This window comes from Polaribacter litorisediminis, assembly GCF_019968605.1.
In the GTDB taxonomy this organism is placed as follows: Bacteria; Bacteroidota; Bacteroidia; order Flavobacteriales; family Flavobacteriaceae; genus Polaribacter; species Polaribacter litorisediminis.
Window position 1 is genome coordinate 576,243 of the sequence record NZ_CP082966.1, and the last position, 18,969, is coordinate 595,211.

Genomic DNA, 18,969 nt, shown 5'->3' on the forward strand with positions numbered 1-18,969 from the left:
TAATTTAAGAAGAAGTAAAATATTATTTATTAAAATCTTAGTGTAGAATTTCATTGGTTAGGATGTCAATACGTAAAATCAACCTTATAAATAAAGCTAATTTTTTATAGATTACTATATCTTTGTGTTTTACAGCAAATACATACGATAGATGTCTAAAATTATCTCCGGTTTTTCAAAGTTTACCAAAGAGGAAAAAATAAATTGGTTGGCAGAAAATTATTTTACCAATAATTTAAATGTAATCGAAATTATAAAGCAATATTGGAATGATGATAAAAAATTACAGCAACTTCACGATGATTTTATAGAGAATACGATTACCAATTTTTACATGCCTTTTGGCGTTGCGCCTAACTTTATGGTGAATCATAGAACTTATGCAATCCCCATGGTTATTGAAGAGAGTTCTGTGGTTGCTGCAGCCTCTTTAGTTGGTAAATTTTGGAGCACAAGAGGTGGTTTTAAAACCACCGTTCTTGGTACCACAAAAATTGGTCAAGTCCATTTTATATTTGCTGGTGATAAAGGAGCTTTAGAAGCTTATTTTAATCAAAATAAAACCGAATTATTTGCGGCAACTGCTTCCATTACAAAGAATATGGAAAAACGTGGCGGCGGAATTTTAGATATTAAATTAGTTGATAAGACCGATAAACTAGCAAACTATTATCAGTTGCATATAACTTTTGAAACAAAAGATTCAATGGGTGCAAACTTTATCAATTCTTGTTTAGAAGCAATTGCAAAAAAGTTTGAAAGAGAAGATATCGAAATTATTATGAGCATCTTGTCTAATTATGTTCCGGATTGTTTGGTTAGAGCAGAGGTGAGTTGTAAAATTGAAGATTTAGGAGGAGAAAATCCGCAGAAGTTTGCAGAGAAATTTTATCAAGCCGTAAAAATTGCAGAAATAGAACCCTACAGAGCCGTTACACATAATAAGGGAATTATGAACGGAATTGACGCTGTTGTATTGGCAACAGGCAACGATTTTAGAGCTATTGAAGCGGGTGCACATGCCTATGCGGCGCGTTCTGGAACTTACTCAAGTTTGTCGCATTGCTCTATTGACGATGGTATTTTTAAATTTTGGATAGAAATTCCTTTAGCTTTAGGAACGGTTGGCGGATTAACTGCTTTACATCCGATGGCAAAAATCTCTTTACAAATGTTGCAAAAACCATCCGCTAGCATGTTAATGCAAATTATGGCAGCGGCTGGCTTGGCGCAGAATTTCGCAGCTTTAAGAGCGCTGACGACCAAAGGAATTCAGCATGGACACATGAAAATGCATTTGCAAAACATTTTAAATCAGTTTGATGCCACTGAAGAAGAAAAAGAAATCGTTACCCTTTATTTTGATAAAAGAACAGTCATGCATTCAGCGGTTGTAGAGAAAATAAATAGTTTACGAACGCCAACAGTAAATTGGGTAGATTTTTTAAATTTTGATGCTATGAAAGCAAAACTATCTTCTTTAGATAAGAATTCTAAACCAATTTTTGGCAGCATGAATGCACAACAAATGATAGAACATTTAAGTGCAGTAACACAAATAGCCAACGGAATCTGGAATGTTGATGTTTATGTTTCTGATGAAAAAACAGCACGAAGAAAACCGTTTTTAAATACTGAAAATGAATTACAAACAGGTTTTAAAGCTTCTTTTTTATCGGATGAATCAAATGCACTTAAATTTAGTTCGATTCCTTTAGCAATCGAAGATTTAATCAATCAGTTAGAATTGTTTTTAAAAGTATTTACAGCCGATAAAAATAGAACGATAGTACATCCATTTTTTGGGGAGCTAAATTTTGAGGAATGGAAGAAATTTCAAGTAAAACATTTTACACATCATTTTAAGCAATTTGGTTTGGTTGATGTTACTCAATAGAAATCTCCTTTAGACTTGATGGTTAGATGTTTTGACTAAAGCCAATTTGAATGTTTATAATTACATCCTGCTAAAGCAGAATGCAAGTCAAAAAAATATAATTTAAGAATTCAATAGAAATGGGTTACAAACCATTTTCTATGTATCATTTGAAACAAATCATAAATTTATGCCATTTATAAAAGTCTACATACATATAGTTTGGAGTACAAAAAATAGATTTGCATTTTTGGAAACAAAGGAGCTTAGGCAAAAAGTTTGGAATCACATGAAACAGAATGCTATTAAAAAAGGAATTTTTATGGATTATGTAAATGGATATTCAGATCATTGCCATTGTTTGGTTTCTTTGGGATCTAATCAAACTATAGAAAAGGTAGTGCAATTGATTAAAGGAGAATCATCTTTTTGGATTAATCAACAGAAATTAACAAAAGTAAAATTTCAATGGCAATCAGAATATTTTGCGGTTTCAGTTTCAGAATCTATGGTTGATAAAGTTCGGAATTATATTAAGAATCAAGAAAATCATCATAGTAAAAAGACTTTTGGAGAAGAATACGAAGAGTTTATTTCTAAATATAATTTTGAAAAGCTTGATGGATAAATGGTTTGGCTAAAGCCAATTTGAATATTTATAATTACATCCTGCTAAAGCAGGATGCAATTCAAAAAGATAGAATCAAAAAAATCAATAGAAATGGGTTTGAACCCATTTTTTAAATGATAAATGTTTTGTTTAATTTCAATAGAAATGGGTTTTAACTCATTTTTTAAATAATAAATTGGTTGTTTAATTTCAATAGAAATGAGTTTTAACTCATTTTATAAATATTGAGAATAAAAAATTGGCTTTAGCCAAAACTTTAAAGAACCCATTTTATTTAAAAATTTAATAGAAATGGATTTCAATCAATTTTTTGATGGATACATGGTTTGGCTAAAGCCAATTTGAATGTTTATAATTACATCCTGCTAAAGCAGGATGCAATTCAAAAAAATAGAATTAAAAATTTAATAGAAATGGGGTTTATAATTATATCCTGTTGAAGTAGGATGAAATTCAAAAAAAAATCAATAGAAATGGGTTTCAAACCATTTTTTAAATAATAAATTGGTTGTTTAATTTCAATAGAAATGAGTTTTAACTCATTTTATAAATATTGAGAATAAAAAATTGGCTTTAGCCAAAACTTTAAAGAACCCATTTTATTTAAAAATTTAATAGAAATGGATTTCAATCAATTTTTTGATGGATACATGGTTTGGCTAAAGTCAATTTGAATGTTCATAATTACATCCTGCTAAAGCAGGATGCAATTCAAAAAGATAGAATCAAAAAAATCAATAGAAATGGGTTTCAAACCATTTTTTAAATAATAAATTGGTTGTTTAATTTCAATAGAAATGGGTTTGAATCCATTTTATTTAAAAATTTAATAGAAATGGATTTCAATCAATTTTTTTGATGGATACATGGTTTGGCTAAAGCCAATTTGAATGTTTATAATTACATCCTGCTAAAGCAGGATGCAATTCAAAAAGATAGAATTAAAAATTTCAATAGAAATGGGTTTCAAACCATTTTTTAAATGATAAATGTTTTGTTTAATTTCAATAGAAATGGGTTTTAACCCATTTTATAAATATTGAGAATAAAAAATTGGCTTTAGCCAAAACTTTAAAGCACCCCAATACAATAGGATTAAACTAAGAAATAAAATAACAATATTGAAAAACTATTATTCAAACGGAAAATTATTATTAACAGGAGAATATCTTGTTTTAGATGGCGCAAAATCTTTGGCTATCCCAACAAAATTTGGACAAGATTTAATTGTTGAAAACATACAAGAACCACAACTAATTTGGGGAAGTTTTACAGATACAGGAGAATGTTGGTTTGAGGCTGTTTTTGATTTGCCAAAATTACGCTTGGTAAATTGTTCTTTCAATTCTGATAAAGAAGGAAGTGCAGAAATGATTGGAGAAACATTGTTAGAGATTTTGATGGAAGCTAAAAATTTAAACCCTAATTTTTTAACTACTAAAAATGGGTTTTTAGTAAAAACAAGATTAACATTTCCAAGGAATTGGGGCTTAGGAAGTTCATCAACTTTAATAAATTCTATAGCCTCTTGGGCAAAAATAGATGCGTTTAAATTACTTTGGAACTCCTTTAAAGGAAGTGGTTATGATATTGCTTGCGCACAAAATGATGTGCCAATTTTTTATCAAATAAAAAATCAAAAACCTATGATGAAGCAAGTTGAGTTTAATCCGAATTTTAAGGAGAATTTATTTTTTGTGTTTCTGAATCAAAAGCAAGATTCTAAAGAAGGCATTGCGAAATTTAGAGAAAGCAATCAAAATTTTTCGAAGGAAATAGCAAGAATATCAGAAATATCAGACGAGTTTGTAAACTCAAAATCAATCATAAATTTTAATCAGTTGATTCTTGAACACGAACAAATTATTAGTTCGATCATCAAATTAAAACCAGTGAAAGAAAAATTATTTTCTGATTATACTTTAGGCGAAATAAAAAGTCTCGGAGCTTGGGGAGGTGATTTCGTAATGGTCACTGGAAACCAAGAAACACCAGAATATTTTAAAAAGAAAGGATTTGAAACCGTTTTAAAATATTCAGAAATAATTTTATAATGATATACAAGACCTCACAGGTTTTCAAAACTTGTGAGGTCTGAAAAACAAAATATGACTAAAATAATTATAATAGGAGGAGGAGCAGCAGGATATTTTACAGCAATAAACGCAAAAGAAAAGAACCAAGATTTGGAGGTTATAATTCTTGAAAAAGGCAAAGATGTTTTGCAAAAAGTAAAGATTTCTGGAGGTGGTCGGTGTAATGTTACACATGCTTGTTTTGAGCCTAAAGAATTGGTGAAATTTTATCCTAGAGGAGAAAAGGAATTGTTAGGACCTTTTCATCAGTTTATGACTGGTGATACTTTTGAGTGGTTTGATGATCGAGGAGTTCCGTTAAAAATTGAAAGTGATAATCGTGTTTTTCCAGAGGCAAACACAAGTCAAGCTATTATAGATTGCTTCCAAAATGCTGTTAATACTTTAGGAATAAAAGTGTTAACAAACTGTGGTGTGAATTCCATTTATCAACAAGAAAATAAATGGGTTATCAACACAAAAGAACAGGTTTTTGAAGCTGATAAAGTTGTGGTTGCTGCCGGCAGCTCTAAAAGAGTTTGGGAATTATGCGAGACGCTAGATCATTCAATAATTGAACCAGTTCCTTCATTATTTACCTTTAATATAAATGACAAACGATTGGTAGATTTGTTAGGGATTTCTGTGCCAAATGCAACCGTTAAGATTACAAATACAAAACTAGAAGCGTCAGGACCGTTGTTAATTACTCATTGGGGACTGAGCGGACCTGCAGTGTTAAAATTGTCGGCTTTTGGAGCAAGAATTTTAGCAGAAAAGAAATATCAATATAATGTAGAGGTAAATTGGTTATCAAGATCTACAGATAAGGTATTGAATGTTTTACTGAATTTAAAAAAGAAAGAACCTCGAAAAACAGTGATTTTAAAATCACCTTTTACGGAAATTTCAAAGCGTTTGTGGGAACGGTTTGTGTTGTTTTCAGATATTTCTAAAACTCAAAATTGGGCGGATTTGAATAATGTTCAATTAGAAAAATTGGCAAATCAACTCACTAAAGGAGTATACAATGCCAACGGAAGAACTACTTTTAAAGAAGAGTTTGTAACGGCTGGAGGCGTTGATTTAAAGGAAATTAACTTTAAAAATTTTGAAAGTAAAAAACATAAAAATCTCTTTTTTGTGGGTGAAGTGTTAAATATTGATGCGGTAACTGGCGGATTTAATTTTCAGAATGCATGGACAGGTGGTTATATTTGTGCGAAAGCTTTGGCAGAATAATAAAAAGAAGCATATTATTCTTAACGAAGAATGAGGAGCAATCTTAACTATTAAAATTTTTATATTAGTATCGAAAATATAATTTTACGGGTAAAAAGTTCTCGATACAATTTCGAAAAAAATCGAAATCACTCGAACTGACAAACTAATAACGAATAACCAAAAACCATTATTATGGCATTAACAGAGTCAAACGAATTTAAAATAGGCACAAAAGCACTCGATTTTAATTTAGTAAATGCAATTGACGATACATTATATTCTTTAGATCAATTAAAGGGAGAAAAAGGAACGGTTATGATGTTTATTTGTAATCATTGTCCGTTTGTAATTCATGTAAATGATGAATTAGTAAAAATGGCCAATGAGTATCAGCAAAAAGGGATCAATTTTATTGCAATAAGTTCTAATGAGATTGAAAATTATCCGCAGGATGCACCAAAATTTATGAAAGAAGTTGCGACAAAATTAAACTATCCTTTTCCTTATTTGTTTGATGAAACACAAGAAGTAGCTAAAAATTATGATGCGGCTTGTACTCCAGATTTTTATGTTTTTGATGCCAATTTAAAATCCGTTTATCACGGACAACTAGATGATTCTAGACCTGGAAACGGAAAACTAGTCACAGGAATCGATTTGCGAAAATCTTTGGATAATTTATTAAATAATAATCCTGTATTAGAAAATCAAAAGCCAAGTGTTGGTTGCGGTATTAAGTGGAAAAAATAGATGGTTGTTCGGTTATTTCAATGCAGAATTGGTGTTAGATTAACGTTAATGACTTTTCAATAATTTTTATAATTATTAGAGTTGGTTTCTATGGCTAGAATCAAACTAAACTATCCGATTTCGCCTCTATGCGGTTTTAAAGCATCTCTAAAAATTTTCATGTCGGCTTCATCTACAGTAATAAAGGCAGCCACTAACATGGGGTTTTTCTCTTGAATATCAATTTCATGAAAATTTAAGTTTTCAATGGTTGCAAAATCTTTTAAATGAATGGTGTGATGTTTTGCGGTTTCTTTAGCATCAGGGCCTCTAAAGTCCCATAATAATTTTATTTTTCTGGACATTTTTATGTTTTATGTTGGATGAAAATAAATAAATTTCCACGTTCAAAAGTAATGTTTATTTGGTTTTTTGTCGCTTTATTTCTTGTTCCAATTCTTTCTCCAAAGGTTAAACTTTCTTTGTTTAATTCATATTCTAATCCTTTTGTGAAAATATTTATGGCATTTGGGAACGGCACTAAAGAAATAATCTGATCTTTACAATTTGTAATTTCTGTGCTTTTATCAGCCAAAAAATAAGAACTATGGTTGTCAAAAAAGGTGAGTTCTAATTTGTTTTTCCATTGAATTGCGGAATGTAAATTACCTAAAAAATGATCTTGTTCTTTTCCGCTTGCTCCAAAAACATCAATACTGATGTAGCCTTTGTCAAAGAGAATTTGTAAAGCTTTGTCAAAATCTGTAAAATTTTGATTTGGTGTATGAATCACTTCAATATTTTTTAGAATTTCTTGTGAGGAATCTAAATCACCACAAACAAAATTTGGAATAATATTATTTTCCTCTAAAAAGTGATAGGCGCCATCTGTTGCGCAAATAATATCGTATTTCGAAACATCTGGAAGTTCTGTTGGAGGTTCTCCGTTGAGTAATAAGAAAACTTTTTTGTCTTTCATTTTTGCAAAAATACAAACAAAAAGCATCATTTCTAAGTTTAGAATTGATGCTTTTATAAACTATAAAAAATAGGTGGACTATTTTTTTATCCCGATTAATATCATACTGAAAAGTTTTCCTAAAAGAAAAATCACCATTCCAAAAGTTGGAGATAGAAGACTCACCTTAAGTCCGCCAGCCATCATTTCTGAAGAAATTTTTCCACTATCGGCAGAAATGATTTCTAACGCTCCTAAAAGACCGATTACAAAACCTAAAACTCCAAACACAAAAGAAAATAAAGCTAATGCGTTTATGAGTTTGTGTGTTTTTTCTAAATTGTCTTTTAAGCCTTTTACAAATAAAATTACAATAACAATTAATAAGATTAATAACGGAACCATAAATAGGGGTCCACCTTCTAAAATAAAATTCATACTATATGTTTTTAAGATTATGTTGCTAAAGTATTTATTATTGAGATTGCAAAATTATTTTAGCGACCAAATACCAATTTTGATCTGGTTTTAACAAATATCGTATTTTTAAGGCATTCCTTATAAAAACTGTTGAAACCCTTGTCAAATTGGTATTTCGTCTATTTTATCGTTGAATACATTAAAAAAATAGTTTATTTGTAAGATGAACAAAGCCGTTTTAAAAATTTTAAAGAAACTTCCTTTTCACTTTCTTTTTTGGACAGTGGTTTGGTTTTTCTTTTCTAGTTTTTTTAGTGTAGGCTCTACAAACGAAAATTTTATATTTTGGTTTTCTACCATTTTAAGTGCCATTGCAATCGTTGCTTCGTATGTTTTTGGATACTATTTAATTCCTGTTTTTTTAATCACTAAAAAGTATAAACGGTTTATTTTATATTCGTTTTATGCAGGCGTTTTTATTGTTTGTGCTGTGTTAATGACGGTTGTTTTTGGGTTTGTATTTTTTTATCATTTAGAGTTTCAAAGAATGCCCGCTTTAACTAAAAATTCGGCTGTTATATTGGTTTGTGTGTTATTGATTATTGCGCTAACAAGCGCATTTAAAATTTTAAAAGACACATATAAATCTTTGGATGAAAAGAAAACGTTAGAGAATAAGGTTCTACAAACACAATTGCAATTAAAAGAACAAGAATTAAAGTTTTTAAAAATGCAAATTCATCCTCATTTTTTGTTTAATACATTAAACACACTGTACGGATTCGCGTTGAAAAAATCAGAAAAAGCACCAGAGATGATTTTAAAATTATCAAACTTGTTAGATTATATTTTATATCAAGTTGATAAGCCATTAGTGCTTTTACAAGATGAAATTAATCATATTGAAGATTATGTTTCTTTAGAGAAATCTAGGTTTCAAGAAAGTTTACAAATTACTTTTTATAAAAATCTAATTCCTGAAAACCTTGAAATTGCACCCATGCTATTATTACCTTTTGTAGAAAACGCATTTAAACATGGAATACAAATTGATGGAGTTGTACATGTAAAAATGAATTTAAAATTGGACGAAAATAATTTGAATTTTACCATTGAAAACTCCGCTAAAAACAAAGAGAGTCCTAAAAAAGGAATCGGATTAGAAAACATTAAAAAAAGGTTGGAAATGTTGTATTCAAAAAAATATTTTTTAGAAATTTTACAAGAAGAAAATTTGTTTAAAGTCCATTTAAAAATCCCCATAAAAAATGAGGAGTAAACTAAAATGTGTTGTTGTTGATGATGAACCAATGGCAAGAGAAATCATAGAAACCTATATTACCAAAACTCCTAATTTAGAAGTTTTAGCAAGTTGTAAAGATGCTGCAGAGGCTATTTTGTTTGCCCAAGAAAATGAGGTTGATTTGTTTTTTTTGGATATAAATATGCCAGAGATTTCAGGTTTGAGTTTCGCGAAAATCATCAAAAATAAATCACAAATTATTTTTACAACGGCTTATAGAGAGTATGCAATTGAAGGATTTAATTTAAATGTGGTCGATTATTTGTTAAAACCCATTTCATTTGATCGGTTTTTACAAGCGGTTCAAAAGGTTTCTCAATCAGAAATTGCAAAGAATAATAACGATTTTATGTTTGTTAGATCAGACAGAAAAATGGTAAAAATCGATTTTAAATCCATTTTATATATTGAAAGTTTAAGCGACTATCTGAAGATTTTTACGACTGATAAAATCATTGTAATTAGAGAAACCATTACTAGTTTAGAAGAAAAACTACCTTCAAAAAAGTTTATCAGAATTCATCGATCTTTTATCGTTTCGTTCAAAAACATTAGTTCTTACACAAATGAGTTTATAGAAATTAATCAAAAAGCATTGCCAATCAGCAGAAGTTATAAAGAATCCGTTTTACAAAAATTAGCAAAAGTGTAGGGTAAACCTTATTTTTGTTTTAAAATTTTTAAACCTTGAATACAGATCAGTTTTTAGTAAAATCACAATTAGAATCTATAGATTCAGCTAGTTTTACATGGCAAACTCCGAGTAATATCGCACTTGTAAAATATTGGGGAAAGAGCAATCCTCAAATTCCAAAAAACGCTTCTATCAGTTTTACTTTAAATAATTGTCATACAATTACTACCATAGATTTTATTAGAAAAGAAAAATCTAAAAATGTTACTTTCAAGATGTTTTTTGAAGGCGAACAAAAGGACGAATTCAAACCTAAAATTGCAGAATTTTTTAAGAGAGTGCAGCGATATTGTCCTTATATTTTTGATTATGAAATGACCATCAATTCAGAAAATTCTTTTCCGCATTCAAGCGGAATTGCTTCTTCGGCAAGTGGTTTAAGTGCCATTGCCATGTGTTTAATGAGTTTAGAAAAAGAATTGTCTTCAGAAATTTCTACGGAATTCATGGATAAAAAAGCGTCTTTTTTAGCAAGATTAGGTTCAGGAAGTGCTAGTAGAAGCATTCAAGGGCCTTTGGTCGTTTGGGGAAAACATCTTGAAATTGAAGGAAGTTCAGATTTATTTGGAGTACAATTTCCATATAAAGTACATTCAGTTTTTGAGAACTATCAAGATGTAATTTTGCTTGTAGATAAAGGTGAAAAACAAGTTTCAAGTACCCTTGGTCATAATTTAATGATCGATCATCCGTATGCAGAAAATCGTTTTAAGCAAGCGAATGAAAACTTAGGCAAAATGTCTAAAATTCTACAAGAAGGCGACATGAAAAATTTCATCAATTTAGTGGAAAGTGAGGCATTAACTTTACATGCCATGATGATGACTAGCGATCCTTATTTTATTTTGATGAAGCCTAACACGTTAGAAATTATCAATAAAATTTGGGAATACCGTCAAGAAAATAAGAGCAATATTTGTTTTACTTTAGATGCTGGTGCAAATGTACATGTGTTGTTCCCAGAAAATGAGAAGGAAGCCATTCATCAATTTATAAAGCAAGAGTTGTCTTTATATTGTGATAATAATCAGTATATTAGCGACCGAGTTGGTTTGGGAGCAAAAATACTCTCAAACTAACAAATTAAAAAAAGTATGAAAAAATCAGCTTTTCTTCTTATTGCGGTTGCTTTTTTAACCATTTCATCTACAAAACAAAAGGTTGTTTGGCTAGACAAAGATTTAAAAGAAACCAAACAATCTGAAGCTCTTTATTACAGGAATGTTTCTAATTTAAAAGGCGAAGTCACTTTTTATTTTAAGAGTAGAAATGTATATAGAAAAGTTTTTTATGCTTCTCAGAAGCTATCAGGTAATTTCTATGAGTACTATGCTTCTGGAGAATTAAAAGAAGTGGGTACATACGAAAACGGTGTTCGAGAGGGCAATTGGAAGTTGTATTATAAAAACGGAAAGATTAGACAAAAAGGGAGGTATTCAAATGGCGAAAAAGTAGGTGTTTGGAAAACTTTTTATAAAAATAATTAATAAATACGTATTCAGTTATTATTCGTATTTTTGTGTCATAAATGTAAAAAAATGAAAGGACCACTTTTTTATGCTAAAATTTTGCTTTTTGGTGAATATGGAATTATTAAAGACTCAAAAGGTTTAGCAATTCCGTTTAATGCTTACAGAGGGGCTTTAAAAACTTCCAATAATTTAGAAGGAAAACAAAAAGAATCCAACGAAAATCTGCATAAATTTTACAATTATATTTCAGCATTAAAATCAGATTTAATCTCTTTTGATTTAGCTAGTTTTAATTCAGATTTAGAGAAAGGAATGTACTTTGATTCTTCAATTCCGCAAGGGTATGGAGTGGGTAGTTCTGGAGCTTTAGTAGCTTCTATTTATGATGAATATGCCAACGATAAAATTACAGTTCTAGAAAATTTAACAAGAGATAAATTGTTGAAACTAAAAGCAATTTTTTCTTTAATGGAGTCTTTTTTCCATGGTAAAAGTTCGGGTTTAGATCCTTTAAACAGTTATTTAAGTTTACCAATTTTAATCAATTCTAAAGAAAATATAGAAGCAGCGGGAATTCCGTCTCAAAAAGAAGGAAAAGGAGCTGTGTTCTTATTAGATTCAGAACAAATTGGTGAAACAGAACCTATGGTGAACATTTTTATGAATAAAATGAAGAATGAAGGTTTTAGAAATATGTTGAGTGGGGAGTTTTCGAAACATACAGATGCATGTATCGAAAATTTTTTACAAGGTGATGCTACTTCTTTGTTTAAAAATGTAAAGAGTCTAAGCAAGGTGGTTTTAAAGAATTTTAAACCAATGATTCCTGATGCTTTTCATAAAGTTTGGGAAAAAGGTTTAAGAACAAACGATTACTATTTAAAGCTTTGTGGGTCAGGTGGTGGAGGTTATATCTTAGGATTCACCGAAGACTACGAAAAAGCTCAAAAAAGTTTGAAAGACTATAAATTAGAATTAGTTTATAGATTCTAAAACAACCTTTACTTAATGAATATCTCTAAAGCGAAAACTTTTTTTTATAAAATATTTAGCTTGTTATCGGTCGTTAGAGGATATAATATTTTGGTGCTCATTGTAGCACAATATTTAGCATCTATTTTTATATTTTCTCCAGAAAAGTCAATAAGCCACGTTGTTTTTGACATTCATTTATTTTATATTGTATTCGCTTCTGTTTGTGTTGTCGCTGCCGGTTATATCATCAATAATTTTTATGATGATAAAGTAGATAAAATTAATAGACCTTTAAAAACAGGTTTAGATAATTTTGTGAAACAAGAAACAAAGTTTAGGCTTTATTTTTTTCTAAATTTTTTGGGTTTTGTATTTGGTTTTTTTGTTTCATGGCGTGCTGCATTGTTTTTTGCCGTGTATATCTTTGGCATTTGGTTTTATTCTCATAAACTTAAGAAGTATCCTTTTACCGGGTTGTTCTCAGCAACTATTTTAACACTGATGCCTTTTTTTGTTATTTTTATCTACTATAAAAACTTCTCTGAAATCATTTTTATTCATGCTATTTTCTTGTTTTTGGTGATTATGGTGAGAGAATTAATTAAAGATTTACAAAACATGAAAGGAGCAATTGCCAATAATTATGCTACTTTTCCGGTAGTTTATGGCGAAATAAAAACAAAGAAATTATCTATTTTATTATTAGCTTTAACTTTAGTTCCGGCTGTTTATTTATTCAGTTATCCAGAATTAAGCGATATGAAATACTATTTTTATTTGGCTCTGGTCATACTTGTATTCGTAGCTTTTTATCTTTGGAAATCAACTGAAAGAAATCAATATCGATTTTTGCACAACGTTTTAAAGTTACTTCTTTTAATTGGTGTTTTTAGTTTGGTTTTTATTGATACTTCTCTTATATTAGAAAAAGTAATTGATAGATTGAATTAATTTTCAATTTAAGTACCTTTGCAAAAATTTTAATAATGAATTCAAAAAATAACTCGTCGCGAAGACGACAAGAAGGTAAAAAAAGTACACCTCTAAGCAGAAAACCAGCAAACAAAAAATCTGTAAAAAAGGAATTTAAAAAAATTACACCCACAAAGCCCTCTGATGTAACATCAGGAATCCGTCTAAACAAATACATTGCCAATTCAGGTGTCTGCTCAAGAAGAGAAGCAGATACGTATATAGAGCATGGTAGTGTTGAGGTAAACGGAAAATTAGTCACAGAAATGGGGTACAAAGTGCAGCCCGATGATGTTGTTCGTTTTGACGGAACTTCTATTTCTCCAGAGCAAAAGAAATACGTTCTTTTAAATAAACCTAAAAACTACATCACCACTATGGATGATGATCGTGGAAGAAAAACAGTGATGGAGTTGATTGCAAATTCGACTAAAGAAAGAATTTACCCTGTTGGTAGGTTAGATAGAAATACAACTGGATTATTATTGTTTACAAATGATGGTGATTTAGCAAAAAAACTAACACACCCGAAACATAATGTACGTAAACTATATCATGCCTCATTAGATAAAAAATTAGATTTAAAAGATTTAGAAAAACTTCGAGGAGAAGTGATTATTGAAGGAAGAAAAGTTTTTATTGATGCGGTTTCTTATGTTAATAACGAACCTAAATCTGAAGTGGGTATCGAAATTCATTCAGGAAGAAATAGAATTGTGCGTAAAATATTCGAAAGTTTAGGATATAAAGTAAACAAGCTAGATCGGGTAGTTTTTGCGGAGTTAACCAAAAAAAATCTACCAAGAGGAAGATGGAGAGAATTAACGAATCTCGAGGTTACCAATTTGAAAATGATGAAATAAGAATAGAATCCAGCTTTTTAGCTGGATTTTTTGATTCCTTAAATTTGTGTATCTTGAGGCAATAAAACGATGAAAATGTTAGACAAAGAATTTAGTGCTATTCAGCATTATATTAGTTTAAAAGACAAAGAGAATACAAGCGTTTCAAAAGGTAATGTTGCTTGGCATTTAGATCATTCCTTAAAAGTGATTAATAGCGTGTGCACTACTTTTAAAGCTTCAAAAGAATCGGAATATAAAAGGCAATTTAATGCTACACGTCTCCTTATATTTGCCTTGGGTTTTTTCCCTAGAGGTAAAGTAAAAGCTCCTAAACAGGTTACGCCACCAACAATAATTGAAAAAAAAGATCTAAAAAATCAGTTAAACGAAGCTATTAAAAATATAGAAGTGATTAAAAATCTTCATCCACATCAAAATTTTGTGCATCCTATTTTTAAACAATTAGATAGAAACCAAACCTTAAAGTTCTTAAAATTGCACACTACACATCACCTAAAAATTATTAAGGATATATTAAATTAAAGTTGTGAGTTTTATCATATTCATTATTTTGTTAGTTTTTTAAAACGGAATGCAGGGTGTCTGAAACTTGTTTTTGAAAATAGTTTCAGATGGCAGCTTTTAAATGTATAAAATAAAAAGAACAGCGTTTGACCCCTTAAAAATCATCAACCGTCTCCCTATAACTGTTTTAAAATTTGGTAATTTGAGCATTGGAGAAAAGTTTTTCCCAAAATTTATGTTCTTAATCGAATCCCTTTATGAGTCATTTGTGTAAGCAATTTTTAATTATTTTATTTTTAAGTTCAATTGGTTGTAAATTTTACAGCCAAACCCAGCCTATATTTAAAAAAATAGATCAGTCTCAAGGACTTTCAAGTTCTAAAATTACGGGTATTGTAAAAGAGAAAAATGGTTTTATTTGGATAAGTACACAAAACGGATTGAATAGATACGACGGTTTTAGTATCAAGGTTTATAATCAGCAAAACAGTACTATACAATCGAATGATATTTCAAGTCTTTATTTAGATCTAAAAAATAGAATTTGGTTAACGACTTATGGAAGTGGTTTAAATCTGTATGATAAAAAAAACGATCAGTTTATCTCCTTTAAAAATTCGCCAGAAGATTCTACGACTATAATTTCTAACAGAGTCAGTGCTATTCTAGAAGATTCACAAGGTCTTTTTTGGGTAGGAACTGAAAAAGGTTTAAGCTTATTTGATTACAAGTCGAATAAATTCTATTCCTACAGGGATACCCAGCAACTAAATATCATGAGTATTTGGGCAGATAAAAAGGGAAATCTGTGGCTTGGTACATTTGCCAATGGTCTTGTTTTTTTTAATACTAAAACCCGGAAAGTTGAAAGTTTACATGCAAAAAGCAATAAAATAACCAACTCCATTAACGCAATTACCCCGTTAAATTCCGATAAAATTTTATTGGGAACTTCAGGAAGTGGATTACTTGTTTTTGATCTAAAAACCCATCAATTAGCTAACTTTATGGATGATAATTTATCATTCATGAACAAAGTTAAAATTGTTCGTTCTATCAAAAAAGATCGGAAAGATCATTTATGGATTGGTACTGATGGTTATGGTTTGTTTGAAGTGCAATATCCAAATAGTAAAAAGCCCATTGTACATAATTATATGAATAACCCACAACTACCATTTTCGCTTTCAGGCAATGCGGTATATGTTATTTGTGAGGATGCTGATGAGAATATTTGGATAGGAACTGCTTGGAATGCCATTAGTGTTTTAGATACTAAAAATCAAACAGAAATCATGTTAAGTGATATTGATGGGTTAAACCTAAATCCGGTTTTGGCTATTTTTCAAAATGATTCTAACATTTATTTAGGGTTAGACGGCAATGGGTTTAATGTTTTTAATAAGAAAAATAAACAAGTAGATTTTTACGATTATGACAAAATTAAAGCAAAATATATTCAGAAAATTACCCAAACAAGAGATAAAAATATTTGGTTAGGAACTTTTGGTAATGGATTACTAAAATTCAATCCGAAGAATAAAAAGATAATCAAGTATAGTAATATTTATAAGGATACAACATCATTAAGTTTTAATGATGTAAGAGATATTGTGGAAGATGAAAAAGGTAATTTGTGGATTGCAACTTGGGGTGGTGGCTTAAATTATTTTGATACAAAAAAAGAAAAATTTACAAGATTTAAGATCTCTAATAACAACATAATTTCAATTTTAAAAGACCAAGAGAAGATTTGGATTACTTCTTATGGTGGCGGTTTAAGTTTGTTTGATGTGAAAACAAAAGAAGTAAAAAACTTTCGTTATCAAGAAAACGATTCCACCACAATTAGCAGTAATAATCTTTTTTCTATGCTTAAAGATAGTCGGGGCTATTTATGGATTGGTACTTCTGGAGCAGGAGTGAATAGAATACATATTGAAACGAATAAAGTTGAGCGGTTTCAAGATTTTGAGAATATCAAATACAAAACCATCACCTCTATTATTGAAGATGATGAGCACAATATATGGTTTGGTAGTAAACAAGGAATTGTAAAGTACAGTTATTCCAATAAAATCTTTACAACTTTTAACGAGTTATCAGGAGATTTTCATATCAATTCTGCCTTTAAAGATCAACAGGGTTTTCTGTATTTTGGTGGTATTGATGGTGTCGTAAAATTTGATCCGAAAACCATCAGTAATACTAATTTACAGCCATCAGTAAAGATTCGAAATTTCAAAATATTTAATAGAGACGTTGGTATTGGAGAAGATGAAATTTTAAAGAAAAATATTGAGCTTACCAAAGAAATTACACTAGAGCATTTTCACAATGTGCTCACATTCGAATTTTCTGCCCTTAAATTTCCTATTGCTAAGAACTGCGAATACGCCATAAAAATGGAGAATTTTGATGATGATTGGAGAAATATTGGAAAAGACAGAACGGCTACTTATACAAATTTATCACCCGGAAATTATATTTTTAAAGTAAAAAGTAGAGAAAATGGAGCTACTTGGTCAACCGATTATACGTCAATAAAATTAAAAATTTTAAAACCATATTGGCTCACTTGGTGGGCTTTTGGTTTTTATTTTATGGTATTTTTAGTGATGTTGCATTTCATTAGAAAATATATAATGGCTTGGGGCGCATTAAAATCTAGTTTCGAACTAGAGAAACTTAGGCATGAAAAAGACAATGAGTTATACAATTCTAAACAGCAATTTTTTACGAACATTTCTCATGAAATAAGAACTCCTTTAACGCTTATTTTAAGTTCTATCAATCGGCTGTTTGATGCTGATAAAAAGGATAACAAACAAATGAAGGCAGCGCATACCATTAGACGAAATAGCAATCTATTACTAAGATTAGTGAACGAGCTTTTGGATGTTCGGAAATTAGAGACAAATGACATTCATTTACAGGTTTCTAAAAATGAATTTGTCTCTTTTGCGAAAGAAATTTTTGGGTCGTTCGTAGATATTGCTTCAGATAGAACTATTGAGTATAATTTTAAAACAGAACAAACCGCCTTATTTATCTGGTTTGATAAGAATCAACTCGAAAAAGTGATTTTTAATTTATTATCAAATGCTTTTAAATTTACCAATAATCAGGGCAAGATTGAATTTGAAATAGTGGCTACTGATAAAGAAGTTGTTTTTTATGTCCATGATAATGGAATTGGTTTGTCTTCAGAGGAACAAAAAAAAATATTTCAAAGATTTTACCAAGTGAAATACACGCACACTGAAAAAAATAAAGGTTTTGGTTTAGGATTATCTATTGTAAAGGATATTGTAAAATTGCATAAGGGAGCAATAAATGTGAGCAGTGAATATAAAAAAGGAAGTTCTTTTGAAGTCAAATTATTAAAAGGGAATGATCATTTTAGAGATAGTACAGCATCGATTTCTGAAGATTTACAGGAAAATAATACAATGGATGCCTTACAAAAGAAGATTTCAAATAGAAAAAAAACATTAGGAACTATTTTAATTGCAGAAGACAACCTTGATATACAAGATTCGCTAAAGGAAATATTAGAACAAGAAAACTATCATATTTTACAGGCTTTTGATGGTGTTCAGGCCTTAAAAATAGCCTCTACATCCTTGCCAGATTTAATTATTAGTGATGTAATGATGCCAAATATGGATGGTTTTGAGTTGGCAAAAAAAATAAAAAGTAGTGGAATTACAAGTCATATTCCAATAATTATTTTAACAGCAAAAACAGCTTCAAAAGATAAGGCAGAAGGTTACGAAACTGGCGCTGATGCCTATATTGAAAAACCTTATGACGAAGATATTTTAAAAAGCAGAATTAAAAATATTTTAAAGAACAGAAAATTATTAAAGCAAAAATTTTTGGGTTCTGATTTATTGAATCCTAAAGAAATAGCCATCAATTCTAAAGACCAACTATTTTTGGAAAATTTATACAAAATCTTGGAAGAAAATTTGCAAGCTAATAATTTGAAATCCCAGGTCATTGCTCAGCAATTAAACATGAGTTATTCTTCTTTATATAAAAAAATTAAGTCCTTAACCGGTCTCACTTATATGGAATTTATAAGAGATTATAGATTATCTATCGCGAAGCAACTGATCTCAGAAATGGGGTATTCAGTCTCTGAAGCCTGCTACAAAGTTGGCTATTCAGATAGAAAATATTTTAGTAAATTATTCAAAAATAAGTTCAAAGAGAATCCTTCTTACTATTTAAAATCAAGATAAAAACAAGCATACCTCAAGAG

16 protein-coding genes and 1 pseudogene are annotated in these 18,969 nt (G+C 29.8%); 14 read left to right on the forward strand and 3 right to left on the reverse strand.

Features of this window, described 5'->3' with window-relative positions; translation table 11 throughout:
• Positions 1 to 151 precede the first annotated feature (151 nt).
• From K8354_RS02470 to K8354_RS02490, 5 genes and pseudogenes are all read left to right on the forward strand, one after another.
• Positions 152 to 1,417 (forward strand): annotated as a pseudogene (locus K8354_RS02470) (hydroxymethylglutaryl-CoA reductase, degradative); the annotation flags it as partial.
• Between the two features lie 649 nt (positions 1,418 to 2,066).
• Positions 2,067 to 2,504: an IS200/IS605 family transposase gene (gene tnpA, locus K8354_RS02475; protein WP_223445138.1), complete on the forward strand. Its 438-nt coding sequence runs from the start codon at positions 2,067 to 2,069 to the stop codon at positions 2,502 to 2,504.
• A gap of 1,124 nt (positions 2,505 to 3,628) precedes the next feature.
• Positions 3,629 to 4,561, forward strand: a complete 933-nt coding sequence (locus K8354_RS02480; RefSeq protein WP_223445139.1) for a GYDIA family GHMP kinase — start codon at positions 3,629 to 3,631, stop codon at positions 4,559 to 4,561.
• A gap of 54 nt (positions 4,562 to 4,615) precedes the next feature.
• Positions 4,616 to 5,824, forward strand: a complete 1,209-nt coding sequence (locus tag K8354_RS02485; protein WP_223445140.1) for a BaiN/RdsA family NAD(P)/FAD-dependent oxidoreductase — start codon at positions 4,616 to 4,618, stop codon at positions 5,822 to 5,824.
• Positions 5,825 to 5,998: 174 nt separating this feature from the next.
• Positions 5,999 to 6,556 (forward strand): thioredoxin family protein, encoded by a 558-nt coding sequence (locus tag K8354_RS02490; RefSeq protein WP_223445141.1) that lies wholly within the window; start codon positions 5,999 to 6,001, stop codon positions 6,554 to 6,556.
• 110 nt (positions 6,557 to 6,666) lie between these two features.
• On the opposite strand, the gene K8354_RS02495 is transcribed toward K8354_RS02490, so the two are convergent.
• The 3 genes from K8354_RS02495 to K8354_RS02505 all read right to left on the reverse strand — a co-directional run bounded on the left by K8354_RS02495 (position 6,667) and on the right by K8354_RS02505 (position 7,931).
• Positions 6,667 to 6,900, reverse strand: a complete 234-nt coding sequence (locus tag K8354_RS02495) for a hypothetical protein (RefSeq protein ID WP_223445142.1) — start codon at positions 6,898 to 6,900, stop codon at positions 6,667 to 6,669.
• 2 nt (positions 6,901 to 6,902) lie between these two features.
• Positions 6,903 to 7,514 (reverse strand): thiamine diphosphokinase, encoded by a 612-nt coding sequence (locus tag K8354_RS02500; protein ID WP_223445143.1) that lies wholly within the window; start codon positions 7,512 to 7,514, stop codon positions 6,903 to 6,905.
• Positions 7,515 to 7,592: 78 nt separating this feature from the next.
• Positions 7,593 to 7,931: a MotA/TolQ/ExbB proton channel family protein gene (locus tag K8354_RS02505; RefSeq protein WP_223445144.1), complete on the reverse strand. Its 339-nt coding sequence runs from the start codon at positions 7,929 to 7,931 to the stop codon at positions 7,593 to 7,595.
• A gap of 205 nt (positions 7,932 to 8,136) precedes the next feature.
• Between K8354_RS02505 and K8354_RS02510 the strand changes: the two genes are divergently transcribed.
• From K8354_RS02510 to K8354_RS02550, 9 genes are all read left to right on the forward strand, one after another.
• Positions 8,137 to 9,192: a sensor histidine kinase gene (locus K8354_RS02510; RefSeq protein ID WP_223445145.1), complete on the forward strand. Its 1,056-nt coding sequence runs from the start codon at positions 8,137 to 8,139 to the stop codon at positions 9,190 to 9,192.
• Positions 9,182 to 9,868, forward strand: coding sequence for a LytR/AlgR family response regulator transcription factor (locus K8354_RS02515; RefSeq protein WP_223445146.1), 687 nt, complete (start codon positions 9,182 to 9,184; stop codon positions 9,866 to 9,868). Before K8354_RS02510 ends, K8354_RS02515 begins: the two co-directional genes overlap by 11 nt.
• A 35-nt stretch (positions 9,869 to 9,903) precedes the next feature.
• Positions 9,904 to 10,989: a diphosphomevalonate decarboxylase gene (locus tag K8354_RS02520; RefSeq protein ID WP_223445148.1), complete on the forward strand. Its 1,086-nt coding sequence runs from the start codon at positions 9,904 to 9,906 to the stop codon at positions 10,987 to 10,989.
• A gap of 15 nt (positions 10,990 to 11,004) precedes the next feature.
• Entirely contained in the window at positions 11,005 to 11,397 is a 393-nt protein-coding gene (locus K8354_RS02525; protein WP_223445151.1) for a toxin-antitoxin system YwqK family antitoxin, read from the forward strand.
• 51 nt (positions 11,398 to 11,448) lie between these two features.
• Positions 11,449 to 12,375, forward strand: a complete 927-nt coding sequence (locus K8354_RS02530; protein WP_223445152.1) for a mevalonate kinase family protein — start codon at positions 11,449 to 11,451, stop codon at positions 12,373 to 12,375.
• 15 nt (positions 12,376 to 12,390) lie between these two features.
• Positions 12,391 to 13,308: a geranylgeranylglycerol-phosphate geranylgeranyltransferase gene (locus K8354_RS02535; protein ID WP_223445154.1), complete on the forward strand. Its 918-nt coding sequence runs from the start codon at positions 12,391 to 12,393 to the stop codon at positions 13,306 to 13,308.
• A gap of 35 nt (positions 13,309 to 13,343) precedes the next feature.
• Positions 13,344 to 14,192, forward strand: coding sequence for a pseudouridine synthase (locus K8354_RS02540; RefSeq protein WP_223445156.1), 849 nt, complete (start codon positions 13,344 to 13,346; stop codon positions 14,190 to 14,192).
• Positions 14,193 to 14,267: 75 nt separating this feature from the next.
• A complete protein-coding gene (locus tag K8354_RS02545; RefSeq protein ID WP_223445158.1) occupies positions 14,268 to 14,717 on the forward strand; it encodes a DUF1569 domain-containing protein in 450 nt (149 codons plus the stop codon).
• A gap of 239 nt (positions 14,718 to 14,956) precedes the next feature.
• Positions 14,957 to 18,949, forward strand: coding sequence for a hybrid sensor histidine kinase/response regulator transcription factor (locus K8354_RS02550; RefSeq protein ID WP_223445159.1), 3,993 nt, complete (start codon positions 14,957 to 14,959; stop codon positions 18,947 to 18,949).
• The last annotated feature ends 20 nt before the right edge of the window (positions 18,950 to 18,969 follow it).